The sequence below is a fragment of the Oryzobacter terrae genome (assembly GCF_042756445.1).
Lineage (GTDB): Bacteria > Actinomycetota > Actinomycetes > Actinomycetales > Dermatophilaceae > Oryzobacter > Oryzobacter terrae.
In genome coordinates this window covers 2,325,981-2,352,231 of sequence record NZ_CP170578.1, presented here as the reverse complement: position 1 = coordinate 2,352,231, position 26,251 = coordinate 2,325,981, and the positions used below count along the sequence as shown (strand labels likewise).

Sequence of the window (26,251 nt, the reverse complement as noted above, 5' to 3'; positions counted from 1 at the left end):
CAAAGGGAGGGGCCAGCCGACGGGAAAGTCCCCGCCAACGGGAAGGGCCCCGCGGACCAGTGGTCCGCGGGGCCCTTCCGTCGTGCCGGTGGTGCCGGTGACGCCGTCCGGTCAGGGACCGACGAGCACCGACCCGGTGCCGAGGACGGCGCCCTCGGTGGACAGGACCCGCATCTCGCCGAACAGCTGGCGGCCGGTGGCCGCAGCGGTCTTCGCGGTGAGCGAGCCGGTGACCGTGGCCGACTGACCACCGGCGAGCGTGAGCTCACCGGCCGGCACCGCGAGGGTGCCGAGGGCGGACGAGAAGAACACGTCCAGGTAGTCGTACTCGGTCGAGCCGGAGGGCACGGAGTACCCGTCGACCCGCACGGTGTAGGTGCCGGCCACCGGGTTCGCGATGGTCACCGACTCCTCGGAGTCACCGTCGGCCGCCTGCCCGACGACCGCCCCGCCCCGCAGGACGTAGAGGTCGAGGTCGGCACCGAGGTCGGACGTGCCACCGATGGTCGCGGTGAACCGCTCGGCGCCCGCGGGGACGACGACCTGGTACTCCTTGACGTCCTCGTTGGCGATCGTCTTGCGCTCGGCGAGAGCGCTGCCGAGGTTGCCGCCCGTGGGCTTGACCGTGACCGGACCGAAGTCGTTCTTCACCGTCCACGACACCGGGGTCGGCGTGTTGAGCGGCGCGGCGACGGTCTGCGTGGCCGGGTCCACCGTGACGCCCTGGATGGCGGCGGTGAGCTTGTACGGGTTCTCGAGGAACGGGGAGGTCCGTCGTGCCTCCGCGATCAGCTCCCACACGCCCGGCATCGGGTTGGCGTAGGCGCGGGAGGTCGGCTTGCAGGCCGCCGCGTCGCTGAAGTTGGTGTAGCACTGCGTGGTCGCCGTCGGGTCCACGGGGACGCCGTACGGGTTGAAGGCGACCCAGCGCACCTGGCTGTTCGTCGCGTAGCCGGCCAGGTTGACCTGGAGGGCCTTGGCGCCCGGGGGCACCGTGACGAAGTGGCGCTGGACCAGGTTGCGCTCGACCTCACCGGTGGCCGTCGTGCTGTACGACGGCTTGACGAGGTCCTCCGAGGCGACGACCGCGAGCATGACGCGGTGGTCGACGACGCCCGTGGCCGGGTCGTCGATCTCGAGGATGGCCGAGTGCAGGCCCTTGGTGCGCGGCTTGGCGATGACGGCGACGTCCTTGGCCCGGTCCGCGCGCAGGGTCACCGACGACGGGGCCGTGAAGGTGCCGTCGTTGCCGATGATGCGGACCCGGTGCGTGACCGCGCCGGCCTTGCCCGAGGTGCGGGTGACCGAGACGTCGTACGCCTTGGTCTGGCCGACCTTGTGGCCACCCTCGGCCGAGGCGCAGCGGTTGTAGACGCCGGTGCCGCGGTCGGGGGTGGCGAGGAAGTCGCTGATGGGCGTGCAGACCGGGGCGTCCGTCGAGTACGACTGCGTCGCGGGCTTGGTCCTCAGCAGGTTCCAGGCTCCGGGCACGTCCATCTGGCCGGTGCCCTGGGAGACCGCCTCGACGCCCTTGACGAAGTCGGCGGAGGTGTAGAGCGACTCCCGCATCTGCGTCGGCGTGATGGGGGTTCCGGTCGAGAAGCCGGCCGAGAGGAGCAGCGCGGCGCCACCGGCGGCCTGCGGGGAGGCCATCGAGGTGCCGTTGAACATCGCGTAGCCGATGGGCAGCGTGTACCCGGTCTCCGCGAGGTCGGGCTGCTTGAGCCACTGGGGCACGGTCGAGATGGCCGACCCCGGCGCCATGATGTTCGGCTTGAAGCCGCCGTCCTCACGCGGGCCGCGCGAGGAGTAGTTGTGCAGCGTCAGCGGCGTGGAGACGACCGAGCCGTAGTTGGCCAGCCAGGTCTGCTTGCTCACCGAGGACGCGACGCTCACGACGTCCGTGGCGACCGAGGGGTCACCGATGGTGTTGATGCCGGCGCCGCTGTTGCCCGCCGAGATGAACAGCTGGACGCCGTACTCGTCGATGAGCGCGTCGTAGAGACGGGCCCGGGCGTTGTTGCCGTCGTTGAGGGCCGGGAGGCCACCGATCGACATGTTGACGACGTCGACGCCACGGTTGGCGACGAGGTCGACCATGCCGTCGGTCAGCGCGGCCGCGGTGCAGCCGCCGCCCCAGGTGCAGGCCCGCGAGGAGACGACGTTGGCGCCGGGCGCCTGGCCGTCGACCTGGCCGCCGAAGAGGCTGTTGCCGGTCGCGATGCCGGCGACGTGGCTGCCGTGCGCGTCCTCGACGATGCCGATGTTGACGAAGTCCGCGGTCTCGGGAAGCGTCTCGTCGCCGTAGGGCGAGAGGTCGACGTCCTGGCGGAACTCGACGACGAAGGGCATCCGCTCGACGATGTCGGTCGCCGGGTTGTCGGTGCCGAAGTGACCGATGTCGAACTTCTCCTTGTACGGGCGCATCTTCTCGGACGCCTCGAAGGTGAGGTTCTGGTTCGCGTCGACCCAGATGTCGTTGGTCGCGACCTCGTACAGGACGCCGAAGCGGTCGGTGGTGTCACCGTCGCGGTTGACGTCGCCGCCGGGCTCGCTCGCCGCGGTGATGGACTCGGAGAAGCGGTTGATCTTGTACGTGCCGGTGCCCGGGAGTGTCCAGGTGCCGCCGGCGTAGGAGGCCGTCGGGCCGGTGACGTCGGTCAGCATGAGGCGCCAGGTGGCGTCACCGTCGAAGATCGGGTCGGTGGCCGTGACCCAGTCGACGATCTTGCGCTCGCCGGTCGTGGTCTTCTGCAGCGCCGGGTGGTCGAGGTCGACACCCGAGTCGATGACCCCGACGGTCACCCCGCGGCCGTCCCACGTCGGGTGGTCGGCCTTGAACTTCACCGAGCCGATCTCGTTCGTGGGCATGTACGGGTTGCTCTCGGGGGTCGACGGGCCGGGGGCGGCGACGCCGGACGCGGTCGCGCCCTCCCTGCCCTTCGACTCCAGCGACGGGTCGGGCAGCGGGATCGACTCGTTGAGGTCGACCGCCAGGACCTTGGCCTGGCCCGCGACCTTCTCGACGGCCGAGGTCGGCAGCGTCGCGCGGACGTAGCCGATCCGGTCGTTGCGGGTCGAGGTGAAGCCCCCTGCGGCCTTGACGGCGGCGGCGACGGCCTTCGTCGAGCCCTTCTCGGCGGCGATGAGCACGGTGACGCGCTTCTCGCCCTTGGAGCGGGCCCGCTCCAGCAGGGTGCGGTCGTGCTGCCCCAGCTTGTCCTTGCGGTCGGCCTTCTTGGCCTTGCCCTTCTCGGCCTTCGCCGTCGGAGCGGCGACGGATGCCGCCGTCGGCTCCGGCTCTGCGGCCGACGCGGTCGAGACCGCCCCTGCTGCGACGGCCGCCGCGGCCAGTGCGGCCATGGCGACGCGTGCGCGTCCCTTGCGTGGTGTCATCGCGGATCCTGTCCAAGCGAGTGATGTGGAGTCGCCCCGGACGATCGGGCCGGGGCCGGAGTAGTGGACCACGGATCCGCGGCGAAGTGGGAGGTCGGTACCCAACCTGACCAATCCTTTACCTACCTGAGGGAGCACGGCTGTGCCACAACCGCGTCCGGTCCTCGTGCCGGCCCTGCCCGTCGAACGCCGGGACCGCGGTCAGACGTCGACGACCTCGACCGCGGCCTCGCGGCGCGGGTCGCCCGCTGCCTCGAGGACCCCGTCGGTGCGCCGCAGGGCGGCCCCGACCCCGCCGAAGAACATCTGGAGGCGACCGTGGTCGACGCCGCGCAGGCCGGCCCGCTCGAGCGCCTCGGAGATCTCCGGATCGGTCTCGTGCTCGACGACCGGGCCGTCGTCGTCGAAGCGGACGTGGAGGCGCGGTGCCTCGATGGCCGCGCGCAGGTCGGCGCCGTGGAGGCAGCCGTGGCCGAGCACCTGCATCAGGGCCGTCGTGATCCGGTCGGCACCCGGGGATCCGATCGCGATGACCCGCCCGTCGGCCGTGCGGCCCGTCGTCGGCGCCATGTTCGACGCGAGCCGCGTCCCGGGGGCGAGGCGGTGCAGGCCGAGGCGGTTGAGCTCGGGCTCCCCGAGGGCGTTGTTGAGCAGGATCCCCGTCCCCGGCACCGTGATCCCGGCGCCGTAGCCGCTCGAGACCGTGACGGCGCAGGCCGTGCCGTCGGCGTCGACGACCGAGATGTTGGCGGTGCTCGCGCTCGTCGGGAGGCCGGCGAGGCCGTGCCGGTCGATCTCGAGCAGGAGGGCGTGGCCCGCCGTGTCGAGGTCGGTGGCGACGTCGTGGACCTCGACGCGGTAGCGGAGGACGGCCTGCTGGATGGCGAGCACGTCGTCCCAGCCGAACGAGCCCCGGGTCGCGAGCTCGCCGAGCATGACGGCGAGCATCGGGCCGCCGACGGAGGGAGGCGGGTTCATCGCGAGGTCCCACTCGCCGACGGTCCGGCGCACCGGCGGCCGGACGAGCGGCGTGTACTCGGCGAGGTCGCGGTGGGTGACCAGGCCCCCGTTCGCCTGCATGTCGGCGACCATGGCGCGGCCGACCTCGCCGGTCGTGAGGACCGACGCGCCGTCGCGGGCCACGAGCGAGAGGACCTCCGCGAGTGCGGGGTTGGTCTTGACGTCCCCCGCGGCCACCGGGGACCCGTCGTCGCGGGTCACCATGGCCAGCGCCTCGGGGTCGAGACCGAAGAGGCTGTGCGCGGTGAAGGTGAGGTAGCGGGAGGCGGCCGAGCCCATCGGGTAGCCGACGTGGCAGGCCCGCTCCGAGGGCGCCACGACGTCGGCCCACGACAGCGTCCCCAGCTCCTCGACGGCGAGCTCGCACGCGGTGGCGGCCCCGGGGGTCGCCACCGACCCGTGGCCCGCGAAGAGGGTCACCCCGCCGCCGTACTCGGTGCTCACCTCGGTCACCCCACCGCCGAAGGCCTCTCGGGGCAGGCCGCGCCCGGGCATCTCGACGTTGCCGTCGATGACGACCGGTCGGCCCGACGCCGGCCAGACCGACACGTAGGCGCCGCCGGCGAGCGAGGTGATCCCCGGCTCGGTGCTCATCGCCGCGAGCGCCGCGGCCACCGCGACGTCGACGGCGTTCCCGCCGGCACGGGCGACCGCGCGGCCGGCACCGAGGGAGACCGGCCCGGTCGCGGCGATCGCCACCCGTCGACCCATGGGCGCATCCTGCCACCGGGAGGCGGGGCCCGTCCCCGGCCCGCTCCCGGCGTCTCACGGCGGCCGGTAGCGTGGCCCAGCATGACGCGCCCGCCCCTCGGCATCATCGCCGGAACCGGCTTCTACGACCTGGGATCGCTCGAGGACACCACGGAGCAGACGGTCACGACCGCGTTCGGTGACGCCAGGGTCACCCTCGGTTCGTGGCACGGCATCCCCGTCGTCTTCCTCACCCGCCACGGCGCCGGCCACTCGGTCCCCCCGCACCTGGTGAACTACCGCGCCAACATCCGCGCGCTCGCCGACCTCGGCGTGCGCGACGTCGTCGCCGTCAACGTCACGGGCGGCATCGACCCCGCGCTCGCCCCCGGCGACCTCCTCGTCCTCGACGACTTCCTCGATTTCACGAGGCAGCGGCCCGTCACCTTCTTCGACGGCACGACCCCCGAGGGCGTCGTCCACACCGACGTCCTCGAGCCCTACCACCCCGAGATCCGCCGGGAGGTCCTCGAGGCCGCCTCCGCCGCAGGCAGGCCCGTGCGCGACGGCGGCGTCTACGCCTGCTTCGAGGGACCCCGCTTCGAGACGCGCGCCGAGATCCGGCTGGCCCGCCTCGCCGGGGCCGACGTCGCGGGGATGACCGGCGTCCCCGAGGTCACCCTCGCCGCGGAGGCCGGGCTGCGCTACGCGGCGATCTCCCTCGTCGTCAACCCCGCCTCGGGCGTCGGTGACGCCGACGAGCCGATCACGATGGAGGAGATCGACGCCGTGCTCGCCTCCTCGGCGGCCGACGTCCTCGCCGTCCTCGACGAGCTCGTCCACACGCGCGCGACCCTCACCGACGCCGACGAGGACGGACCCGCCGCATGAGCCGCGTCGTCATCACCGACCTCGCCCTCCTCGTCACCGTCGACGACGCCGACACGATCCTCACCGACCGGACCGTCACGGTCGACGACGGCGTCATCACCGCCGTCGAGCCGGCGTCGAGCCCGCACGACGCCGACCACGGCTCGGCGGAGCGGATCGACGGCCGCGGCAAGCTGCTGATGCCCGGCCTGGTCAACCTCCACACCCACCTCCCGATGACGCTGCTGCGCGGGCTGGCCGAGGACGTCGACCTCCAGGGCTTCCTCGCCCGGGTCTGGAAGGCCGAGGGGGCGGTCATGGACCCCGACACGGTCGAGCTCGGGGCGACCCTCGGCGCCCTCGAGTCGCTGCTCGGCGGGTGCACGACCCAGCTCGACATGTACTTCCACCACGAGGCCACCCACCGCGGCGCCGTGGCCGCGGGGAGCCGCCACGTCATCGGGCCGGTCTTCTTCGAGGGTCCCGGGCCCGACGGCCTCGAGTGGTCGGCCCGGCTCGCCGGCCTGCGTGCCTGGCCCGCAGCCCTCGACGAGATCGGCGGCCCGGCCGTCCCGGTCTCGGTGATGCCCCACGCCACGTACACCTGCCCGCCGGAGGGCTTCGCCGAGGTCGTCGCCGTCCTGCGCGAGGTCATCGCCGAGAGCGGGCGACCCGGCCTGCTCACGACCCACGTGTCCGAGAACGAGGCCGAGAACGCCGGGATCCGCGAGCGCTACGACGCCACCCCGACCGAGCTGCTCCACCGCTCCGGCTGGGTCGAGCGCGACCTCCCCCTCGTCCTCGGCCACGGGGTCCACCTCGGCGAGGGTGACCGCGCCCTGCTCGCCGAGGGGACGGTGGCCGTCGGCCACTGCCCGGGCTCCAACCTCAAGCTCGCGAGCGGTGCGCTGAACTGGACCTCGTTGCGCGACAGCGGGATCCGACTCGGCATCGGCACCGACGGGTGCTCGAGCAGCAACGACCTCGACATGTGGCAGGCCATGCGGCAGGCGGCCCTGCTGGCCCGGCTCACGAGCGGCCGCCCCGACGTCGCGAGCGCCCACGAGGTCCTGCGGGCCGCGACGATCGAGGGGGCGCGCGCCCTCGGCCTCGGCGCCGAGATCGGGTCGGTCGAGGTCGGCAAGCGGGCCGACCTCGTCCTGCTCGACCTGCGGGCCCCGCACCTGACCCCCGTCCACGACGTCGCGGCACTCCTCGTCTTCGCCGCCGGGCGCGGTGACGTCACCGACGTGCTCGTCGACGGGGAGGTGGTCGTCCGCGACCGCCGCAGCACCCGGGTCGACACGCCCGCCCTCCTCGCCCGGGCCGCCGAGCGCGGCGCCCTCGCCCGGGCCGCCGCCGAGGAGGTGTCGTGACCTCCCCCGCCGACGAGACCGCCGAGCAGGTCATCAGGCGCCTGAAGATGCAGCCGATCCCCGAGGAGGGGGCCTGGTTCGCCCCCGGGCCGCGCACCCAGGGCCTCAACGCGATCACCGTGCTCCTCACCGACCGGCCCGATGGCTTCTCGGCGATGCACCGCCTCACCATCGACGAGGGCTGGCAGTGGCTGGCAGGGGCCCCGGCGGCGCTGCTGCGGCTGCGACCCGGCGGCTCGGGCGTCCTCAACTACGTCGACGCCGCCCGAAGCCAGTACCTCGTGCGGCAGGGGACGTGGATGGGCGCGTCGAGCCTGGGCGCCTGGACCCTCCTGTCCTGCTGGTGCTCCCCGGCCTTCCGGCCCGAGCACTTCGAGCTCGGCGACCGGGAGCTCCTCACCGCGGGCTACCCCTCCTACGCCACCGAGATCGCCGCGCTCACCCGCGACGAGCCGATCGGCCGGATGCGGTGAGCGCCCTCGTCACCGGGGCCAGCGGCGGCCTCGGGGCCGCCCTCGCGGTGGCCCTCGCCGACGCCGGGCACGACGTCGGCGTGCACTACCGGGGCGACCGCGCGGGCGCCGAGGCGGTCGCCGGCGCCATCGCGACCACCGGGCGACGGGCCGCGCTCCTCCACGCCGACCTCGCCGTCGAGGGGGCCGAGGACCTCGACCGCGCCTGTGACGCCCTCCTCGACGCCTGCGCCGACGCCCTCGGGCCGGTCGACGTCGTCGTCCTCAACGCCTTCCCGCAGGACCACACGCCGTGGGCCGACCTCGACACCGCCGCCTGGGACGCCGTGCACCGGGGCGGGCTGCGCCCCACGACCGCCCTGCTCCACCGCGCCACCTCCCGGATGGGCCCCGGCGGGGTCGCCGTCGCCGTCGGGTCGATCGAGGGCGTCCGCCCGGCCCCCACGCACGCCGCGTACGCCGTCGCGAAGGCGGCCCTGCACCACCTCGTCGCCGCGGCCGCCCACGAGCTCGGGCCCCGCGGGGTCCGGGTCGTCGGGGTGGCCCCCGGGCTCGTCGCGCGCGACGGCCTCGAGGAGGCCTGGCCCGAGGGCGTCGCCCGCTGGCGGGCCGTCGCCGCGCTCGGCCGCCCCGTCGCGCCGGAGGAGGTCGCGGCCGCCGTGGTCTTCCTCGCCTCCCCCGCGGCCTCGGGCATCACGGGCACCGTGCTCACCGTCGACGCCGGCTGGTCCTCCGCCCCGGGTTGGTGACTCTCGCCAGTCCGGAGGCCGACTTTCCGTCATCCACCCCCTCTAGCCGAGGTCACAACCCGGCAACGACACTCGACCCCTCGGCCGTGCGGCCCGGATGTGGCCATAGCATCTGCACGTCTGACCCGATCTTCGAGGAGAACCTTCATGAAGTCCACCCGTTTGATGGTCGCCGTGCCGGCCATGCTGGCCCTGGCCCTGGCCGGCTGTGGCGGTAGCACCGGCGGCTCCGGCGGTGGCGCCACCGCCTCCGGCTCGGCCGCTGCCGGCGCCCCGACCGACGACAGCAAGTGTGCCGACGCCGCCGTGTTCTGCATCGGCCTCGTCACCGACACCGGCAAGGTGGACGACAAGTCGTTCAACCAGTCGGCCCACGAGGGCGCGAAGGCCGCCGCCGCGCAGGCCAAGGGCTTCTACAAGTACATCGAGACCCAGGACGCCAAGGACTACGCCGCCAACATGGCGCAGTTCACCAACAAGAAGTACGACGTCGTCGTGACGGTCGGCTTCCTCATGACCGAGGCCACCGCGGCCGCGGCCAAGACGACGCCCACCACGCGCTTCATCGGGGTCGACCAGGGCTACGACGCCACCAAGGTCACCGAGAAGAACGTCACCGGCCTCGTCTTCCCCGAGGACCAGGCGGGCTACGGCGCCGGCTACCTCGCGGGCCTGATGACCAAGACGAACAAGCTCGGCCAGGTCCTCGGCCTCGAGATCCCCCCGGTCCAGAAGTACGCCAAGGGCTTCGAGGCGGGCGCCAAGGCCGCCAACCCGGCCGTCACCGTCAGCACCGTCTACCACCCCGCCGGCGACAACGCGTTCAACGACCCGGTGTGGGGTGCCGGCGAGGCCAAGAAGCAGCTCGCCCAGGGTGCCGACATCATCTTCGGCGCCGGCGGCAACACCGGCAACGGTGCGCTCCAGGAGGTCGCCAAGGCCTCCGGTGCGGGCAAGGACAAGTTCTGCATCGGCGTCGACCTCGACCAGTGGGACACCGTCCCGGCCGCGCAGCCCTGCCTCGTCACCTCGGCGATGAAGCTCATCACCGACGGCGTCACCGAGACCGCGCTCAAGGCCAAGGACGGCGACTTCGCCGAGCTCCAGACGCTCGGCAAGGCGAGCATCGCGCCGTTCCACGACTTCGACTCGGTCGTCCCGGCCGACGTGAAGACCAAGGTCGCCGACATCGTGTCCCAGATGGAGGCCGGCACGCTGCAGACCGGCGTCAAGGTGGGCTGACGACCGTGACCGGTCACCTCGTGTGACCACCCCGTCTCGAGGGGGCGGGCATCCCCGGATGCCCGCCCCCTCGGGCGTGGACCCGGCCGTCGCGCCATCCGCGGTGGCCGGCCCGACACCCGGGCCACCACCCCCCTACCGCCCACCGCCGCTGTCGGGCCAGACTGTGGGCACCCGAGCCATTGGAGACCCATGTCCGAGACCAGCACGGCCGAGAAGACACCGCCCCCGACGCCCCCGGACCAGCCGGAGCGCGACCGGGGCGGGGCGCTGGCCTACCTCATCGGTCACCAGAGCGCCGTCGTCATCGTCGTCGCGCTCGTCATCTCGCTGGCCATCGGTGCCGCGCTCATCCGCTACCAGGGGGTGAACCCCGGGTTCGCCTACGAGACGCTGCTGCGCGAGGCGCTCGTCGTCGACGGCGCCCTCACCCGCACGCTGCAGAAGACGGCGCCGCTCATCCTCACCGGCCTGGCCGTCGTGCTCCCGCTGCGCGTCGGCCTGTTCAACATCGGCGGCCAGGGACAGTTCGCGACCGGCGCCATCATGGGCGCCTGGGTGGCGTACGTCGCGGGTGGGGCCGGCATCGTCGGCGCCCTCCTCGGCATGGTCGTCGGCATCGTCGCCGGTGGGCTCGTGGGCGTCGTCGTCGGCGTGCTCAAGGCCTGGCGCGGCGTGCACGAGGTGATCTCGACGATCATGCTCAACTACATCGTGGCCGGCGTGGCGTTCTGGGCCGTCATCGAGGGCGGGCCCCTCCAGGCCGAGGCGTCGAAGACGAGCGGCATCCCGCAGACCGAGACGATCCCCGAGGCGGCGCAGGTCGGTTCGCTCGCCGGCGTCCCCATCGGCTTCCTCATCGCCCTCGTCCTGGCCGTCGTGTGCTGGTGGATGCTCTCGCGCACCACCCTGGGCTTCAAGTTCAACACCGTCGGGGCCAACAAGGCCGCCGCCGACTACGCCGGCATCGGCATCAACCGCATCGTCGTGCTCTCGATGGCGCTCGGTGCCGGCCTCGCCGGCCTCGGCGGGGCCCTCGAGGCCGAGGGCACGCTCTACCGCTTCGAGCCGGCCATCGTCGGCTCCCTCGGGTTCGACGGCATCACCATCGCGCTGCTCGCCCGGGCGAACCCGCTCGCGACGATCCCGGCCGCCTTCCTCGTCGGCATCCTGCGCACCGGGGCGGCGGGCCTGCAGTTCAACACCGGCATCGCCCCCGAGATCGTCGACGTCCTCCTCGCGATCATCCTGCTCATGGTCTCGATCCCCGTCCTCGGGAAGTGGCTGTTCCGCAGCCGGGCCGACAAGGTCTCCGTGTCCACCGCGAGCTGGGGGAGCTGACGTGAGCGCCTGGGTCACCAAGAACCGCACGACGCTCGTCGTCGCCGGCATCGTCGCCGTCGCCGCCTACGTCTTCTTCTACGCCAAGAACGACATCGCCCCCTCGATGTACGGGGCCGCCTGGGGCTACGCCATCCCCCTCGTCCTCGCCGCCCTCGTCGGCGTCATCGGCGAGCGGTCCGGCGTCGTCAACATCGGCATCGAGGGCCAGATGATCCTCGCCGCGTTCGCCGGCTTCTTCGCCGCGGCGTTCAGCGGGTCGATGATCGTCGGCGTCCTCGCCGGGGTCGGCACCGGCCTCATCGCCGGAGGCTTCCTCGCCGTGACGACCGTCCGCTGGCGGATGGACCAGATCATCGCCGGCGTCGTCCTCAACATCATCGCCACCGGCCTGACGTCCTTCTACCTCAAGTCGGGCGAGATCCTCCCCGGGGTCATCCCCAACATCGAGGTGCCCCTGCTGTCGAGGATCCCGCTCATCGGCGAGGTGTTCTTCAGCGGCCGCAGCGTCATCGCGCTCATCGCGATCATCGCGGCGGTCGTCGTGCACCTCATGCTCTTCCACACCCGGTGGGGCCTGCGGACCCGTGCGGTCGGCGAGTACCCGTCGGCGGCGGACACGGCCGGGATCAACGTCGAGCGGCTCCGGATGGTCAACGTCACCATCGCCGGGTCGCTCGCCGGGCTCGCGGGCATCTACCTGTCGATGGACGCGTCGAGCTCGTTCGAGCGCGGCATCGTCGCCGGGCGCGGGTTCCTCGCCCTCGCGATCATGATCATGGGCGCCTGGCGGCCGCTGCGGGCCTTCGCGATGGCGATCTTCTTCGGCTTCGTCAATGCCGTGGCCTCGCAGCTGCAGCAGTCGGGCCTGGGCCAGGGCGAGGGCACCGGTGTCCTCCACGGCCTGCTCGACATGATCACCGCCCCCCAGATCCTCGGCACGCTGCCCTACGTCGCGACCCTCGTCGTCCTCGCGGTCGCCGCCGGACGGGTTCGAGCACCCGCCGCGGTCGGCCAGCCCTACGTGAAGAAGGACCAGTGATGAGCAGCCAGACCCCCGACGGGCCGGCCGTCCCGGACGTCCACCAGGACCCCGAGGGTGCCGTCGCCGCGCACCTCGACACGAGCGAGGAGCGCCTCGCCGCGGTCGTCACCAACGAGGCGATCCTCGAGCTGCCGAAGGAGGTCTCCGGCTTCGGCGAGGGCAACGTCGGCGAGGTCCTGCTCGACATCAAGAACCTGTCGAAGAGCTTCGGCCCGGTGAAGGCCAACCGTGACATCAGCCTCGACGTGCGGCGCGGCGAGATCGTCGCGCTCCTCGGCGAGAACGGCGCCGGCAAGTCGACCCTCGTCAACCAGATCTTCGGCCTCATCACGCCCGACTCCGGCACCGTGTCGATCAAGGGCGACACCACGGCCATCAAGGACCCGCGCGACGCCATCGCGCGCGGCATCGGCATGGTGCACCAGCACTTCCAGCTCGTGCCGGTCATGACCGTCGCCGAGAACATGGTCCTCGGGCACGAGCCGGTCAAGGGCGGGCAGGTCCTCGACATCGCCTCGGCCCGCGAGCTGGTGCGGACCCTGTCGGCCAAGCACCGCCTGGCGGTCGACCCCGACGCCGAGATCGAGGACCTCCCGGTCGGCACCCAGCAGCGGGTCGAGATCCTCAAGGCGCTCTCCCGCAAGGTCGACCTCCTCATCCTCGACGAGCCGACCGCGGTGCTGACGCCGCAGGAGACCGACGAGCTCCTCGCCGTGATGAAGGAGCTCGCCAACTCGGGCACCTCCATCGTCTTCATCACGCACAAGCTGCGCGAGGTGCTCGCCGTCGCCGACCGCGTGTTCGTGCTGCGCCAGGGCGCGGTCGTCGGGGAGGTCGCGACGAAGGACACCGACGCCCGGGGCCTCGCGACGCTGATGGTCGGGCGCGAGGTCGTGCTGTCGATCGACAAGGCCGACGCGACACCCGGCGAGACCGTGCTCAGGGTCACCGACCTCCACGTCAAGGACGACCGCAACCTCACCGCCGTCGACGGCTTCAGCGTCGAGGTGCGCGCCGGCGAGATCGTCGGAGTCGCCGGGGTCGAGGGCAACGGCCAGCGCGAGCTCGTCGAGGCGCTCGCCGGGATGCGCAAGGTCGTGTCGGGGTCGATGACCCTCGGCGACCTCGACCTCACCCGGGCCAACCCGCACCAGACGCACCACGCCGGGATCGGCCACGTGCCCGAGGACCGAGAGAAGCACGGCCTCGTCGCGTCGTACTCGATCGCCGACAACCTCGTCCTCAACGAGTTCGACCAGCCGCCCTACGCCAAGGCCGGGGTGCGCCAGTTCGACAAGGTGCGCGAGAACGCCGAGCAGCTGCGCACCGAGTTCGACATCCGCTCCGCCGGGGTGGGGCAGACGGCGGGGTCGCTGTCGGGCGGCAACAAGCAGAAGGTCGTCGTCGCCCGCGAGATGTCGTTCAAGCCGCGCCTGCTCATGGCGGCGCAGCCCACCCGCGGCGTCGACGTCGGGTCGATCGAGTTCATCCACCGCCGGATCGTCGAGGCCCGCGACGCCGGGGCCGCCGTGCTCCTCGTGTCGGCCGAGCTCGACGAGATCCTCTCGCTGTCCGACCGGATCGCCGTCGTCCACGGCGGGAAGGTCGTCGCCGAGATGCCGGGGCGTGGCGCCGACCGCACCGAGATCGGCCGGCTCATGGCGGGCGACCACTAGCTCCCTCCGCCCCCGAGGGGGTGGAGGACGCTCGTCAGGGCGAGGTCCGCGCGAAGGGCAGCGCGGTGTAGACGACGACGCCGAACGCGGCGTCGGGGATCCCCAGGTAGTCCGGTGAGGGGTCCTCGAGGAGCGTGAGCCGCAGCGTTCCCCCCTCCAGGGTGGGCGCGAAGACGATCCGGCACAGCGCGCACGAGGGCACCAGCACGAGGCGGCCGTCCTTGACGTGCCACGAGCCGAGGTCGGCCTCCTCCGTGCCGAGGGTGGTCCGGTAGCGCCTGTCGTCGAAGGTGATGACGACGCGGTCGGGGAGCGAGAGGTCGCCGAGGACGACGGCCCGGTGCTGCGACATCCCGGTGCGACCGAGCGTGGCCAGGACGTCCGACTCACGAAGGACGGGGGTCGACCAGGAGCCGACGAGCACCGCCGCGAGCCGCGAGTCGGCCGCGAGCCGGTCGTTGCCGTGCAGCGTCGGGACCGGAGCCGCGGGCGCGGTGGAGGTGACCCCGCGGTCGAGGCCGACCCCGATGCCGGTGGCCACGAGGGCGGCGACCGCGACCCCGGCGACGGCCAGCCGCCGGGTGCTGCGGCGACGCCGGGCCGTCGTGACGACACCGGCGAGCGCGTGGGCGGTGTCGGGATCGAAGCCGCGCGCGCCCTCCTCGAGGGCGGTGCGCACTCGCTCATCGACGGACATCGCTGACCTCCTCGTCGAGCCGGGTCGCCAGGGTCGCGCGGGCCCGGTGCAGGCTGGTCTTGACCGCGGACTCGCTCATCGCCAGGGCGTGGGCGACCTCGGCCACGGGCAGGTCCTCGAAGTAGAAGAGGACGACGACGGCCCGCTGCCGCGCGGGGAGCTCGCCCACGGCCCGCAGCACGTCGACGTCGCGCTCCGGCGTCGTGGGGGGCGGCGAGGTGCGGCGCTCGAGGCGGGGCCGGCGCTCCTCGCGCTGGGCCTCGCGGACCGCGAGCCGGATGGCGACCCGCCGGACCCAGGCACCCGGGCGGTCGTAGCCGCCGACCGTCCCCCACCGGAGGTAGAGGCGCACGAACGCCTCCTGGGCCACCTCCTCGGCGCGGGCGGCGTCGTGGAGGACGAGGTAGGCGGTGCGGGCGATCCGGGGGTACTCGACGTCGTAGAGCGCCGTGAACCCCTCGTCGACCGCGCGGGGCGGACGAGGCGGGCGGGGCGAGCGACCCATGGCACCTCCTGCGCGTACCGCCGCGGGGTGCGGCGTCATCAGGACACAGCCCCGACGGACCCGTCCGGTGACATCCGGCGGCTCCCTGACCTCGAGAGTGCGGGCCGACCCAGCCTCGCAGCCCGCGGCGCGCCGGCGCCATCCCCCGATGGAGCCCCGCGCCGACAGCATCCGACCCCCGACGCCCCCCGAACCACAGCGTTCCCGCCTGGGGCAGGAGGGACGGCACGTGGGGCGGAACACGTGGTTACGGTTTCGTAGGTTACGCGAACGTAGGTTACGCTCGCGTATGTGAGCGCACCTTCCATCGACCGACCGACCACGGCGCCCGGCGCACCGCGGGCGCGGCTCGGCGCGAACGCCCCGGGACCCCTCGGTGGCGTCCTGCGGGGAGCCCGCCGGGTCGCCGAGGCCCTCGCCTCCCCACTCGTGCCCGCCGACTACCTCGACCTCCTCGACCCGATGCGCGCCGGCGCCGACCTGCGCGGCCGCATCGTCGAGGTCCGCCCCGAGACCGCCGACGCGGTCACCGTCGTCATCCGCCCCGGCCGCGGCTGGCTGGGTCACGTGCCCGGCCAGTACATCCGGATCGGCATCGACATCGAGGGCGTGCGCCACTGGCGCGCCTACAGCCTCACCCACCGCGCCGACGGGTCGCCCGCCGCGGGCATCCCCGCCGGCTGCATCGCCATCACGACCAAGGCGATCCCCGACGGCAAGGTGAGCACCCACCTCGTGCGGGCGACCGCCCCCGGGACCCTCGTCATGCTCGACCAGGCCACCGGCGAGTTCACCCTGCCGACGCCCGCCCCCGCCAAGGTCCTCTTCCTCACCGCGGGCAGCGGCATCACGCCCGTCATGGGCATGCTGCGCAACCACCTCGGCGAGCTCGAGGACGTCGCGCACCTGCACTGCGCGCCCACCGCGGCCGACGTCATCTTCGGCGACGAGCTGCGCAGCCACGCCGCCCAGGGTCGCCTCGCCCTGACCCTCAACCTCGACGACGAGCACGGCGTGCTCCACCTCGAGCGCCTCGACTCCCTCGTGCCCGACTGGCGCGAGCGCGAGACCTGGCTGTGCGGACCCACCGGCCTGCTCGACGCCGCCGAGGCCCACTGGGAGGCCGCCGGCGTCGCCGACCGCCTCCACACCGAGCGCTTCCGTCCCACCGTCGTCGAGCCGGGGGAGGGTGGCACCGTCACCTTCCTGCGCAGCGGGCGCGACGTCGAGGCCGACGGCAGCACCCCGATCCTCGACGCCGGCGAGGACGCCGGAGTCCTCATGCCGAGCGGGTGCCGGATGGGCATCTGCTTCGGCTGCGTCGTCACGATGCGCAGCGGAGCCATCCGCGACCTGCGCACCGGAGAGGTCACCGTCGTCGAGGACGACGCGACCCTGCCCGTCCAGACCTGCGTCAACGCCGTCGCCGGTTCCTGCGAGATCGAGCTGTAACCCCCTGAACCGCAGACCGACCGACCACCACCGGAAGGACACCCCATGACCCTCGCCCCCGAGCGCACCCCCAGCCACGGCACCACCAAGCCGAACGGCATCAACCCGCGCCTGCGCGTCGAGTCCGACGCCCCGCGCCCCCAGCGCCCCGCGCTGAAGAAGTCCGGTCGCCCCAACCCCGCGGCCCACCTGACCCCCGAGCAGATCGAGGGCATCGGCCACGAGCTCGACGCCCTCCGCAAGGAGGTCATGGACAGCCGCGGCGCCAAGGACGCGGCCTACATCCGCAAGGTCATCAGGACCCAGCGCTACCTCGAGATGGGCTCGCGCGCGGTCCTGCTCTTCTCTGGCGTCAAGGTCAAGGGCTTCCGCCCGGCCTGGTGGATCGGCACGGCCGGACTGTCGGTCTCCAAGATCCTCGAGAACATGGAGATCGGCCACAACGTCATGCACGGCCAGTGGGACTGGATGCGCGACCCGAAGATCCACTCCACCGCGTGGGAGTGGGACAACGCCTCGCCGTCCTCGCAGTGGAAGCACAGCCACAACGAGATCCACCACACCTTCACCAACGTCCTCGGCCGCGACAACGACCTCGGCTACGGCATCCTGCGCGTCGACGAGGACCAGCGGTGGAGCCCGTTCTTCCTCTTCCAGCCGATCTGGCACGTGGGCAACGCCCTGCTCTTCGAGTACTCCATCGCGGCCTACGACCTCGAGCTCGGCGGCTACCTCGCGAAGAAGAACCGGATGAGCGAGAGGGAGAAGGCGAAGTTCCGCAGCGACGCCAGGGAGGTCGTGGCGAAGATCAAGCGCCAGGCCACCAAGGACTACCTCGTCCACCCGCTGCTCTCGGCGCCCACGGGCTCGGCCCGCACGACCCTGACCGCGAACGTCGTCGCCAACCTGGCCCGCAACCTGTGGACCAACACGATCATCATCTGCGGGCACTTCCCCAAGGGGATCGCGACCTTCGAGAAGACCTCGATCGACGGCGAGACCCGTGGCGAGTGGTACCTGCGCCAGATGCTCGGGTCGGGCAACATCAGCGGCTCGAAGGCCATGCACGTCATGAGCGGCAACCTCAGCCACCAGATCGAGCACCACCTCTTCCCGGACATGCCGAGCAACCGGTACGCCGAGATCGCCCCGCGCATCCGCGACCTCATGGAGCGCCACGACCTGCCCTACGTCACGGGCAGCCTCCCCCGGCAGGTCGGCTCGGTGTACTGGAAGGTCGTCGAGCTCTCGCTGCCGAACAAGGTCGAGGGCCGTCGCCGCCGCGACATCATCAGGCTCGCGCTGAAGAAGTCGTGGCGGAAGAAGTCGCTCGGCCGCTTCTGAGCCGACCGGTCCCACCGGCTCCACCGAACGGCGCCGCCCTCCCGAACCGCACCCGGAGGGCGGCGCCGTCGCCTACCGTGGGGGCAGCGCAGGGGTTGCCGCCGGTCTTCTCGTCCCGTCTCGAGGTTCCCTGATGACGTCCACCCCGCCCCGCGCCCGCCGCTCCGGGCGTCCCGCCGCCCGCCGGGCGATGACGACCGCCGCGGCCGCCGTGCTCGCCGCCACCGTGGTCCCGACCGCCGTCGCGCCGGCCTCCGCCGCGACGGCCGGCGTCGCGACCCGTTCGCTTAGCCCCGTCGCGAGCTCGACGGGCCGCGTCACCGTCATCGACGCCGCCTCCGCGGAGGTGCTGCGCCTCGTCAACGTCGAGCGCGCGAAGGTCGGCTGCCCGGCGGTCCGCTGGGAGCCGCGGCTGGCCACGGCCGCGCGCCTGCACAGCCAGGACATGGCGAACAAGCGGTACTTCAGCCACGACTCCCTCGACGGCCGGTCGCCGTGGGACCGCATCAAGGCCCAGGGCTACGCCTACGGTTCCGCCGAGAACATCGCGGCCGGCCAGCAGACGGCGGCCGCCGTCATGACCGCGTGGATGAAGAGCACGGGGCACAAGGCGAACATCCTCGCCTGCTCGAACCGCGCCCTCGGCGTCGGCGTCGGGCGCGGCGGTCCCTACGGCATCTACTGGACCCAGGACTTCGGCTCCCGCTGAGCCACGCCCTCGGGTGGTCGGCGGCACCGCGGAGAGGACGACCCGAGGGGTGGGCGGCGGCGTGCGGGGCGGGTCGCCCGGGCTAGCGTTCCTGTCCTGACATCCGTCGCGTCGCCGGGGAGGACACCACGTGGGAGTGCTCCCGGCCGACCCGGCACTCGTCGCGCTCCTCGCCCTCGGCGCGGCCGTCATCGGGTTCTCCAAGACCGCCCTCGGGGGCCTCGGCGTCGTCAGCGTCGCGATCTTCGCGTCGGTGCTGCCGGCCCGCCAGTCGACCGCCGCGATCCTCATGGTGCTCATCGTCGGGGACGTCATCGCCTGCTGGCACTACCGCCGTGACCCCGACTGGGCGCTCATCCGTCGGCTGCTGCCCGCCGTCGTCCCCGGGCTCCTGCTCGGGACGCTGTTCCTGCGGGTGGTCTCCGACGACGTCCTGCGGCGCGCCATCGGTGCCGTCCTCCTCGTCCTCCTCGTCCTCCAGCTCTGGGTCAAGGCGCGGGGGAGGTCCGAGGAGGGCACGACATCCGGCGGCCGCCGCGCGCGGGCGTGGGGCGCCGGCTCGGCGATGGGCTTCACGACGATGACGGCCAACGCGGCCGGACCGGTCATGACGCTCTACCTCTCGGCCTCCGGCATCGACAAGCGCCGGTTCGTCGGCACGAGCGCGTGGTTCTTCCTCATCGTCAACCTGTGCAAGGTGCCCTTCTCCGTCGGCCTCGGGCTGCTGCACCCACAGGACGTCGGGCGCGCCGCGGTCCTTGCGCCGGCGGTCCTCGTCGGGGCGCTGCTCGGGTACGCGCTCGTGACGCGGATCAGCCAGCGCGCCTTCGACGTCGCGGTCCTCCTCGCCTCCGCCGTCGCGGCCGCCGCGCTCCTCCTCGGCTGACCCTCTCGGTCACGGCCCGAGCCGACCGCGGAAGCGGACCACGTCCTCGACACCGACCGGGGCGTCGTGCGCGACGGACCCGACCGGCCGTGACTGGCCGGACGCATCCTGGCGAAGGAGGCGTAGTGTCGACCCACGGAGTCGCTCAGGCTTCCGAGCGCTGGGAGACAGCCATGTCCGACAAGTCACCGCGGCAGAACAGCAAGAAGGCCGGCAAGACCCTCAAGGAGAAGCGGGCCGACAAGCACGCAAAGGCCGACGCGAAGAACCACCTCGACATCGGGCAGATCGGCAAGAAGTAGGACCGATCCCGATCCGCCCCGTCCGCCGCCGGATCGCCGACGGACGGGGCAGTCGGTCGGTCAGGCGTTCTGGGGGAAGCCGAGCTCGATGCCACCGTGGCTGGGGTCGAGCCAGCGCGAGGTGACGACCTTGCCGCGGGTGAAGAAGTGCACGCCCTCCATGCCGTGGGCGTGGCTGTCGCCGAAGAGGCTGTTCTTCCACCCCCCGAAGCTGTAGTACGCCATCGGGACGGGGATCGGCACGTTGACGCCGACCATCCCGACCTCGACCTCGTTCTGGAAGCGGCGGGCCGCCCCGCCGTCGTTGGTGAAGATCGCGGTGCCGTTGCCGTAGGGGTTGTCGTTGATGAGCTTGAGGCCCTCGTCGTAGGTCCTGACCCGCACGACCGAGAGCACCGGGCCGAAGATCTCGTCGGTGTAGACCGACATCTCGGGGGTGACGTTGTCGAACAGCGTCGGCTTGAGGAAGTAGCCCTCGCCGTCGGCGTCGACGTCGCCCTCGCGGCCGTCGATGACGAGCGTCGCGCCCGCCTCGGTGCCGGCGTCGAGGTAGGACGTGACCTTGTCGCGGTGCTGAGCGGTGACGAGCGGCCCCATGTCGCAGCCTCGGGTGCCGTCGCCGGTGACGAGCTTGCCGACCCGGTCCTGGATCTTGGCCACGAGGTCGTCGGCGATGGTGTCGACGGCGAGCAGGGCCGAGATCGCCATGCAGCGCTCGCCGGCCGAGCCGAACCCGGCGTTGACGGCGGCGTCGGCGGCGAGGTCGAGGTCGGCGTCGGGCAGGACGAGCATGTGGTTCTTCGCGCCGCCGAGGGCCTGGACGCGCTTGCCGTGCGCCGTGCCGGTCTCGTAGACGTAGCGGGCGATCGGGGTGGAGCCGACGAAGGACACGGCCTTGACGTCGGGGTGGGTGAGGAGGGCGTCGACCGCCTCCTTGTCCCCGTGGACGACGGACAGGACGCCGTCGGGCAGGCCGGCCTCCTTCCACAGGGCCGCGACGGCGTTGACGGCCGACGGGTCCTTCTCGCTCGGCTTGATGACGACGGCGTTGCCGCACGCGATCGCGACGGGCACGAACCACAGCGGCACCATCGCCGGGAAGTTGAACGGGCTGATGACCGCGACGACGCCCAGGCTCTGGCGCATCGAGTACACGTCGACCTTCGTCGAGGCGTTCTCGGTGAAGCCGCCCTTGAGCAGGTGCGGGATGCCGCAGGCGAACTCGGCGACCTCGAGGCCGCGGGTCACCTCGCCGAGGGCGTCGGAGAGGACCTTGCCGTGCTCGGCCGTGATGAGGGCGGCGATGTCCTCCTTGCGCTCGTTGAGCAGCTGGCGGAACGCGAAGAGGACCTGGGTGCGCTTGGTGAGCGAGACGTTGCCCCACTCGGAGGCCCACGCCTCCTTGGCCGTGGCGACGACCTCCCCGACGAGCTCGGTCGAGGCGAGGTCGAGGACTCCGGTCTGCTCGCCCGTGGCCGGGTTGAAGACGGGGCTGGTCCGCTCGGCGGTGCCCTCCCACGGGGCGCCGGCCAGGAGGTGGGTGATGCGGCTGGGGGTCGTGCTCACGGCTATCGGTCCTTGTCGTGCGAAGTGGTGGATTCAGTGTGTCAGAGCACCTGACGGTTGTGGAATGCGTGGTCCGGTGCCAGATGCACCGTGTGATCAGTGGTGCTCGTCATAGAGCACCGGACGTGGCGCCAGGTCCACCTGGACGGGGCGGCCCGTCGAGAGCGAGGCCATGCCCGCCGTGCTGACGGCCGTGGCGGCGTAGCCGTCCCAGGCCGAGGGGCCGACCGTGGTGCCGGAGCGCACGGCATCGGCCCAGGCCTGCACCTCGAGGTCGTACGCCCGGGCGAACCGGGTGCGGTAGTCGTCGGGCACGACGCCGCCCCAGCGGCCCCCTCCGGCGGTGACCGACGTGGCGAGCACCCCGGTCGACCCGAGGCCGGCGGTCAGCGACCCCCGCTCGGCGACGGCCTCGAAGCGCACCTCGTAGCCGACCTGGCTGTTGACGAAGACCTCGTTGGTGACCAGGCCCCCACCGGCCATCCGGAAGAGGGCGACCTGGGGGTCGACGACCCCCTCGCCCGCGTGCGAGGTCGGTGCAGGGGAGAGCACGGTGACCTCGACGACCTCCTCGCCGAAGAGGAAGCGTGACGCGTCGACCTCGTGGACGAGGCTGTCGCGCACGATCATCTCGGAGCGGAAGTCGGTGTGGGGCACCGAGCGGTTGCGGTGGGTGTTGTGCAGCAGGAGGAGCCGGCCGTGGTCGCCGGAGAGGAGGGAGGCCCGGACCGCCGCGTACTCCGGGTCGAAGCGCCGCATGAAGCCCACCGTGACGAGGCGGCGCCCGAGCGCGGCCTCGGCCTCGACGAGGCGCAGTGCCGACGCGTCGTCCATCGTCAGCGGCTTCTCGCACAGGGCCGCAGTGCCGTGCGCGAGGCAGGCGAGCACCTGCTCCTCGTGGACGAAGCCCGGTGAGGCGATGACGACGGCGTCGACGTCGGGCGAGGCGACGAGCGCGAGGGGGTCGTCGTGCACCGTCGTGCCGAGCCGCTCGGCGAGCGCTGCGGCGCGCGCGGTGTCGGGGTCGCTCACCCCCGCGAGCACGACCCCCGCCGTGCGGTGCGCGAGGCGCTCGGCGTGGTCGGTGCCCATGATGCCGACGCCGATGACGCCGACGCGCAGCTGGGGAGGGGTCACGGGCGCAGGTCCTTCGGCAGGGTCGGGGCGAGGTGGGACTGCTGGTGCTTCTTGGCCTCGGTGTAGGCCGCGGAGGCCGCCTGCGTGCTGTCGAGGGTCGAGACCTGCGCGACCGGGACGTCCCACCACGAGTCGCTGCCCGGTGAGTGCACCCGCGGGTCGGTCTCGACGTGGATGACGACGGGACCGCCGTCGCGCGGGGCCGCCTTGGCTCGCAGGAGCGCCTCGGCGAGCCCGGACCGGTCGTGCACCTCGATGACGTGCGCGCCGAGGCTGCGGGCGTTGGCCGCGAGGTCGACGGGCAGGTGGCCGCCGTCGAGGCGTCCGTTCGGCCCACGGAACTCGTAGCTCGTGCCGAAGCGCTGCGACCCGAGCCCTTCGGAGAGCGAGCCGATGGAGTGGAAGCCGTGGTTCTGCACGAGGACGACGACGACCTTGACCCGCTCCTGGACGGCGACGACGAGCTCGGTCGGCATCATGAGGTAGCCGCCGTCGCCGACCATCGCGAACACGTCGCGGGTGTCGTCGGCGAGGGCGATCCCGAGGGCCCCGGGGATCTCGTAGCCCATGCACGAGTAGCCGTACTCGACGTGGTAGCCCTTGCGGTCGCGCACCCGCCACAGCTTGTGGAGGTCACCGGGCATGGATCCCGCGGCGCAGACGACGACGTCGCGGGGGTCGGTGAGCTCGTTGACGGCACCGAGCACGGCACCTTGGGTCAGCAGCCCGTCGGCGAGGCGGTCGGTGACGTCGGCGGGAGGGTCGTAGGCGGCGGCGACCTGCGCGTCCCACTCGCCCCACAGGGTGGCGACGCGAGCGGCGTACGCCGGGTCGACCTCATGGCCGGTGAGCGCGGCGGTGAGAGCCGAGAGCCCTTCCCGGGCGTCGGCGACGAGCGACAGGCCGCTGTGCTTGCCCGCGTCGAACCCGGCGACGTTGAGGCTGACGAAGCGAACCTCACTGTCGCGGAACGCCGTACGGGACGCCGTGGTGAAATCCGACCACCGGGTGCCGACGCCGATGACGAGATCGGCCTCTCGAGCGAGGACGTTCGCGGCCGTGCTGCCGGTCGAGCCCACGGCTCCCACGAGCTGCGGGTGGCCGTGGAGGAGGGAGCCCTTGCCGGCCTGGGTCTCGGCGACGGGGATCCCGGTGGCCGAGGCGAACGCGGCGAGCGCGTCCTCGGCGCCGGAGTAGTGGACGCCACCACCCGCGACGACGAGGGGGCGCCGCGAGGCCCGCACGGCATCGGCCACGGCCTGCACCCGCGCCACCTCTGCCGGGGGACGGGCGACGTGCCAGACCCGCTCGGCGAAGAGCTCGACGGGCCAGTCGAACGCCTCGGCCTGGACGTCCTGGGGCAGCGAGATCGTCACGGCGCCGGTCTCGACCGGGTCGGCGAGCACCCGCATGGCGCCGAGCAGCGCGGAGGGCAGCTGCTCGGGGCGGTCGACCTGGTCGTAGAAGCGCGAGAGGGGCCGGAAGGCGTCGTTGACCGAGACGTCGGCGGCGTGCGGCAGCTCGAGCTCCTGGAGCACCGGGGCGCTGACCCGGGTGGCGAAGGTGCCCGAGGGCAGGAGGAGCACGGGGATGCGGTTGACCGTCGCGAGCGCGGCGCCGGTGAGCATGTTCGTCGACCCCGGCCCGACGGAGGCGGTGACGGCCCACGTCGAGAGCCGGTCGCGGTGCTTGGCGAAGCCGACGGCGGTGTGCACCATCGCCTGCTCGTTCCGCCCGAGCACGTAGGGCAGGGCGGGTTCCTCGCCGGCCTGCGTGGCGCGCAGCTCGTCCTCCAGCAGGGCCTGGCCGATGCCCGCGACGTTGCCGTGGCCGAAGATGCCGAGGCACCCGGCGACGAGCCGCTGGCGCTCGCCGTCGCGCTCACTCCACTGCTGGCCGAGGAAGCGCACGACCGCCTGCGCGACGGTGAGCCGGACGGTGTCGGTCATCGGGTGCCTCCCACGGGCAGTCGGGGGTCGACCTCGTCGTCGGCCCAGGACTCGCGGACCCACGCGTGGGCCGGGTCGTCGCAGATCCGCCAGGCCCGCTCGGGTCCGGGGCCGGCCATGACGTTGAGGTAGTAGAGGTCGGCGTCGGGGGCCGCGACGGCCGGCCCGTGCCAGCCGTGCGGCACGAGGACGAGGTCGCCCGTGCGCACCTCGGCGAGCACGTCGAGGGGGCGGTCCGCGGAGGAGCCGTAGACCCGCAGGTAGCCGACGGGATCGGCGCCACGCGGGTCGGTGGAGCGCGTCTCGACGTAGTAGATCTCCTCGAGCTCGGTCTCCTCGCCGGGCCGCTCCTCGTCGTGCTTGTGCGGCGGCCAGCTCGACCAGTTGCCCGCGGGCGTGACGACCTCGCACACGAGGAAGGAGTCGGCGTCCAGGACGTCGGGCAGGCCCAGGTCGCGCACCTCGCGGCTCGCGCGACCGGTGCCGCGCAGCTCGACGGCCACCTCGGCGACGCCCACGTGCCGGAAGGGCTTGGGCTCGGTCGCCTTCGTGGCAGGGGCGCCGCACAGGGCGACTCGACCGTCGTCCGACCCCTGCGACCAGACTCGCAGGCGCGAGCCCCGACCGGCGTAGACGACGTCGGTGGGGCCGTCGAAGACCGAGCCGCGCCCGACGAGGACGACGTCGTGGGCCGCGCCGTCGGCCTCGGTCACCTCGACCCGGAACGACCCGCTGAGCGGCACGACGAGGGTCTCCTCGTCACCGCTGTCGTGCTCGACACCGTCGCCGGGCGCGACGGTGGCGACCCGGAGGCGAGTGTGCTGCCAACCGTCGACCGGAGCCGTGGCGGTGGGCGTCACGGCCACGTCGAACGCACCGTCGGCCGCCGTGCCACGCCGACGCACCCACGACGCGTTGTCCGCTCCGATGCTCATGCCACGCCACCGTGCACGAGGTCGGCGGCGATGTCGACCGCCGCAGCGACGTCGGCGTCGGGCGGGTAGAGCAGGGCGCGGCCGACGACCAGCCCGCGCACGGCGGGCAGCCCGAGGGCGCGGCCCCACGCCGCGTACGTCTCACGGGGCTCCCCCTGGGGGTCGCCGCCGAGGAGCAGCGTCGGCAGGGTCGTCGCGTCCATGACGCGGGCGAGGTCGTCGACGACGGGCAGCTTGAGCCAGGTGTGCGCACTCGACGCGCCGAGGGCCGACGCCACGTGGATCGCGCGGATCATCGACTCGGGGTCGAGGAGGTTGCGCACCCGACCGTCCTCGACGACCGACCAGAACGGCTCGACCATCGCCATCCGGCGCAGCGCGGACAGCTCGGTGACGGCCGCGGCGCACGCCTCGAGGGTCGCGACGGTGCCGGCGTCCCCGAGGGCGATGCGGGTGAGCATCTTGCCGCCGTCCAGGCCGCGCTCCTGCACCTCGCGCGCGGTGTAGCCGGTGAAGCGGTCGTCGAGCTCCCAGGCCGAGCCCTGCAGACCGCCACGGTTCATCGACCCGATGACGACCTTGCCCTCGAGCGCGCCGAGCAGCAACAGGTCGTCGAGCACGTCCGGCGTCCCGAGGACACCGTCGACACCGGGGCGCTCGAGCGCGGTGACGAGGCGGGCGAGCAGGTCGGACCGGCTGGCCATGGCCATCCCGTCGTCGCGCACCCCGAGGGCGGCACGGGCCGGGTGGTCGGCCGCGACGAGCAGCAACCGACCGTCGGTCGGCAACAGGGGACGCAGGGCGCGCTCCTCCCACAGGGCGCCGATGCGCTCGGGCTCGCGGGCGCGCACCTCGGTGAGGGCGGCGGTGTCGACGGAGCGGGACGACATC

At 72.8% G+C, this 26,251-nt stretch carries 22 protein-coding genes; 13 read left to right on the top strand and 9 right to left on the bottom strand.

From position 1 onward, the window contains the following. Window positions 1-111 precede the first annotated feature (111 nt). A complete protein-coding gene (locus ACFWN3_RS11080; protein ID WP_377639526.1) occupies window positions 112-3,396 on the bottom strand; it encodes a S8 family serine peptidase in 3,285 nt (1,094 codons plus the stop codon). Between the two features lie 201 nt (window positions 3,397-3,597). Then, window positions 3,598-5,127, bottom strand: coding sequence for a gamma-glutamyltransferase (locus tag ACFWN3_RS11075; protein ID WP_377639525.1), 1,530 nt, complete (start codon window positions 5,125-5,127; stop codon window positions 3,598-3,600). A gap of 81 nt (window positions 5,128-5,208) precedes the next feature. Between ACFWN3_RS11075 and ACFWN3_RS11070 the strand changes: the two genes are divergently transcribed. From ACFWN3_RS11070 to ACFWN3_RS11035, 8 genes are all read left to right on the top strand, one after another. After that, window positions 5,209-5,997 carry an S-methyl-5'-thioinosine phosphorylase gene (locus tag ACFWN3_RS11070; protein ID WP_377639523.1) on the top strand — a complete coding sequence of 263 codons (789 nt, stop codon included), beginning with the start codon at window positions 5,209-5,211 and terminating at the stop codon, window positions 5,995-5,997. After that, entirely contained in the window at window positions 5,994-7,352 is a 1,359-nt protein-coding gene (locus ACFWN3_RS11065; RefSeq protein ID WP_377639521.1) for an amidohydrolase family protein, read from the top strand. Before ACFWN3_RS11070 ends, ACFWN3_RS11065 begins: the two co-directional genes overlap by 4 nt. Beyond that, window positions 7,349-7,825, top strand: a complete 477-nt coding sequence (locus ACFWN3_RS11060) for a cupin domain-containing protein (RefSeq protein WP_377639519.1) — start codon at window positions 7,349-7,351, stop codon at window positions 7,823-7,825. Before ACFWN3_RS11065 ends, ACFWN3_RS11060 begins: the two co-directional genes overlap by 4 nt. Beyond that, the gene (locus tag ACFWN3_RS11055) at window positions 7,822-8,574 is read left to right on the top strand and encodes an SDR family NAD(P)-dependent oxidoreductase (protein WP_377639517.1); all 753 of its coding nucleotides are present in this window, start codon (window positions 7,822-7,824) and stop codon (window positions 8,572-8,574) included. The genes ACFWN3_RS11060 and ACFWN3_RS11055 overlap by 4 nt, the downstream gene beginning before the upstream one ends. Window positions 8,575-8,721: 147 nt before the next feature. Then, window positions 8,722-9,816 (top strand): BMP family ABC transporter substrate-binding protein, encoded by a 1,095-nt coding sequence (locus ACFWN3_RS11050; RefSeq protein WP_377639515.1) that lies wholly within the window; start codon window positions 8,722-8,724, stop codon window positions 9,814-9,816. 192 nt (window positions 9,817-10,008) lie between these two features. Further along, window positions 10,009-11,157, top strand: coding sequence for an ABC transporter permease (locus ACFWN3_RS11045; RefSeq protein WP_377639514.1), 1,149 nt, complete (start codon window positions 10,009-10,011; stop codon window positions 11,155-11,157). A gap of 1 nt (window position 11,158) precedes the next feature. Further along, window positions 11,159-12,199 (top strand): ABC transporter permease, encoded by a 1,041-nt coding sequence (locus ACFWN3_RS11040; protein ID WP_377639512.1) that lies wholly within the window; start codon window positions 11,159-11,161, stop codon window positions 12,197-12,199. After that, complete coding sequence (locus ACFWN3_RS11035) at window positions 12,199-13,878, top strand: ABC transporter ATP-binding protein (RefSeq protein ID WP_377639510.1); 1,680 nt, start codon at window positions 12,199-12,201, stop codon at window positions 13,876-13,878. Before ACFWN3_RS11040 ends, ACFWN3_RS11035 begins: the two co-directional genes overlap by 1 nt. 34 nt (window positions 13,879-13,912) lie before the next feature. On the opposite strand, the gene ACFWN3_RS11030 is transcribed toward ACFWN3_RS11035, so the two are convergent. Together ACFWN3_RS11030 and ACFWN3_RS11025 are read right to left on the bottom strand one after the other, a co-directional pair. Then, entirely contained in the window at window positions 13,913-14,575 is a 663-nt protein-coding gene (locus ACFWN3_RS11030; protein ID WP_377639508.1) for a hypothetical protein, read from the bottom strand. Further along, the gene (locus tag ACFWN3_RS11025; protein WP_377639506.1) at window positions 14,562-15,080 is read right to left on the bottom strand and encodes an RNA polymerase sigma factor; all 519 of its coding nucleotides are present in this window, start codon (window positions 15,078-15,080) and stop codon (window positions 14,562-14,564) included. The genes ACFWN3_RS11030 and ACFWN3_RS11025 overlap by 14 nt, the downstream gene beginning before the upstream one ends. Before the next feature lie 291 nt (window positions 15,081-15,371). On the opposite strand from ACFWN3_RS11025, the gene ACFWN3_RS11020 reads away from it, so the two are divergent. The 5 genes from ACFWN3_RS11020 to ACFWN3_RS11000 all read left to right on the top strand — a co-directional run bounded on the left by ACFWN3_RS11020 (window position 15,372) and on the right by ACFWN3_RS11000 (window position 19,773). Then, window positions 15,372-16,532 (top strand): ferredoxin reductase, encoded by a 1,161-nt coding sequence (locus ACFWN3_RS11020; RefSeq protein WP_377639505.1) that lies wholly within the window; start codon window positions 15,372-15,374, stop codon window positions 16,530-16,532. Window positions 16,533-16,577: 45 nt separating this feature from the next. Next, window positions 16,578-17,876 carry a fatty acid desaturase family protein gene (locus tag ACFWN3_RS11015; protein ID WP_377639503.1) on the top strand — a complete coding sequence of 433 codons (1,299 nt, stop codon included), beginning with the start codon at window positions 16,578-16,580 and terminating at the stop codon, window positions 17,874-17,876. Between the two features lie 133 nt (window positions 17,877-18,009). Next, the gene (locus ACFWN3_RS11010; RefSeq protein WP_377639501.1) at window positions 18,010-18,585 is read left to right on the top strand and encodes a CAP domain-containing protein; all 576 of its coding nucleotides are present in this window, start codon (window positions 18,010-18,012) and stop codon (window positions 18,583-18,585) included. Between the two features lie 130 nt (window positions 18,586-18,715). Beyond that, complete coding sequence (locus tag ACFWN3_RS11005) at window positions 18,716-19,471, top strand: sulfite exporter TauE/SafE family protein (protein WP_377639500.1); 756 nt, start codon at window positions 18,716-18,718, stop codon at window positions 19,469-19,471. A gap of 173 nt (window positions 19,472-19,644) precedes the next feature. Further along, window positions 19,645-19,773 (top strand): hypothetical protein, encoded by a 129-nt coding sequence (locus ACFWN3_RS11000; protein WP_377639498.1) that lies wholly within the window; start codon window positions 19,645-19,647, stop codon window positions 19,771-19,773. A gap of 60 nt (window positions 19,774-19,833) precedes the next feature. Here the strand turns inward: ACFWN3_RS11000 and ACFWN3_RS10995 are convergent, their stop codons facing one another. The 5 genes from ACFWN3_RS10995 to ACFWN3_RS10975 form a co-directional block, all read right to left on the bottom strand. After that, complete coding sequence (locus tag ACFWN3_RS10995; RefSeq protein WP_377639496.1) at window positions 19,834-21,339, bottom strand: CoA-acylating methylmalonate-semialdehyde dehydrogenase; 1,506 nt, start codon at window positions 21,337-21,339, stop codon at window positions 19,834-19,836. 96 nt (window positions 21,340-21,435) lie between these two features. Continuing rightward, window positions 21,436-22,476, bottom strand: coding sequence for a Gfo/Idh/MocA family protein (locus tag ACFWN3_RS10990; protein WP_377639494.1), 1,041 nt, complete (start codon window positions 22,474-22,476; stop codon window positions 21,436-21,438). Then, window positions 22,473-24,425 carry a 3D-(3,5/4)-trihydroxycyclohexane-1,2-dione acylhydrolase (decyclizing) gene (gene iolD, locus ACFWN3_RS10985; protein WP_377639492.1) on the bottom strand — a complete coding sequence of 651 codons (1,953 nt, stop codon included), beginning with the start codon at window positions 24,423-24,425 and terminating at the stop codon, window positions 22,473-22,475. Before iolD ends, ACFWN3_RS10990 begins: the two co-directional genes overlap by 4 nt. Continuing rightward, a complete protein-coding gene (gene iolB / locus ACFWN3_RS10980; protein ID WP_377639490.1) occupies window positions 24,422-25,360 on the bottom strand; it encodes a 5-deoxy-glucuronate isomerase in 939 nt (312 codons plus the stop codon). The genes iolD and iolB overlap by 4 nt, the downstream gene beginning before the upstream one ends. Next, window positions 25,357-26,250 (bottom strand): deoxyribose-phosphate aldolase, encoded by an 894-nt coding sequence (locus ACFWN3_RS10975; RefSeq protein ID WP_377639489.1) that lies wholly within the window; start codon window positions 26,248-26,250, stop codon window positions 25,357-25,359. The genes iolB and ACFWN3_RS10975 overlap by 4 nt, the downstream gene beginning before the upstream one ends. Window position 26,251 lies beyond the last annotated feature (1 nt).

Bases quoted from the DNA above. Each gene is read 5' to 3' on its own strand.
- ACFWN3_RS11015 (WP_377639503.1), top strand. From the start codon at position 16,578: ATGACCCTCGCCCCCGAGCGCACCCCCAGCCACGGCACCACCAAGCCG.
- ACFWN3_RS11030 (WP_377639508.1), bottom strand. From the start codon at position 14,575: ATGTCCGTCGATGAGCGAGTGCGCACCGCCCTCGAGGAGGGCGCGCGC.
- ACFWN3_RS11080 (WP_377639526.1), bottom strand. From the start codon at position 3,396: ATGACACCACGCAAGGGACGCGCACGCGTCGCCATGGCCGCACTGGCC.
- ACFWN3_RS11010 (WP_377639501.1), top strand. From the start codon at position 18,010: ATGACGTCCACCCCGCCCCGCGCCCGCCGCTCCGGGCGTCCCGCCGCC.
- iolB (WP_377639490.1), bottom strand. From the start codon at position 25,360: ATGAGCATCGGAGCGGACAACGCGTCGTGGGTGCGTCGGCGTGGCACG.
- ACFWN3_RS11025 (WP_377639506.1), bottom strand. From the start codon at position 15,080: ATGGGTCGCTCGCCCCGCCCGCCTCGTCCGCCCCGCGCGGTCGACGAG.
- iolD (WP_377639492.1), bottom strand. From the start codon at position 24,425: ATGACCGACACCGTCCGGCTCACCGTCGCGCAGGCGGTCGTGCGCTTC.
- ACFWN3_RS10975 (WP_377639489.1), bottom strand. From the start codon at position 26,250: ATGTCGTCCCGCTCCGTCGACACCGCCGCCCTCACCGAGGTGCGCGCC.
- ACFWN3_RS11050 (WP_377639515.1), top strand. From the start codon at position 8,722: ATGAAGTCCACCCGTTTGATGGTCGCCGTGCCGGCCATGCTGGCCCTG.
- ACFWN3_RS11000 (WP_377639498.1), top strand. From the start codon at position 19,645: ATGTCCGACAAGTCACCGCGGCAGAACAGCAAGAAGGCCGGCAAGACC.
- ACFWN3_RS11065 (WP_377639521.1), top strand. From the start codon at position 5,994: ATGAGCCGCGTCGTCATCACCGACCTCGCCCTCCTCGTCACCGTCGAC.
- ACFWN3_RS11075 (WP_377639525.1), bottom strand. From the start codon at position 5,127: ATGGGTCGACGGGTGGCGATCGCCGCGACCGGGCCGGTCTCCCTCGGT.
- ACFWN3_RS11035 (WP_377639510.1), top strand. From the start codon at position 12,199: ATGAGCAGCCAGACCCCCGACGGGCCGGCCGTCCCGGACGTCCACCAG.
- ACFWN3_RS11070 (WP_377639523.1), top strand. From the start codon at position 5,209: ATGACGCGCCCGCCCCTCGGCATCATCGCCGGAACCGGCTTCTACGAC.
- ACFWN3_RS11045 (WP_377639514.1), top strand. From the start codon at position 10,009: ATGTCCGAGACCAGCACGGCCGAGAAGACACCGCCCCCGACGCCCCCG.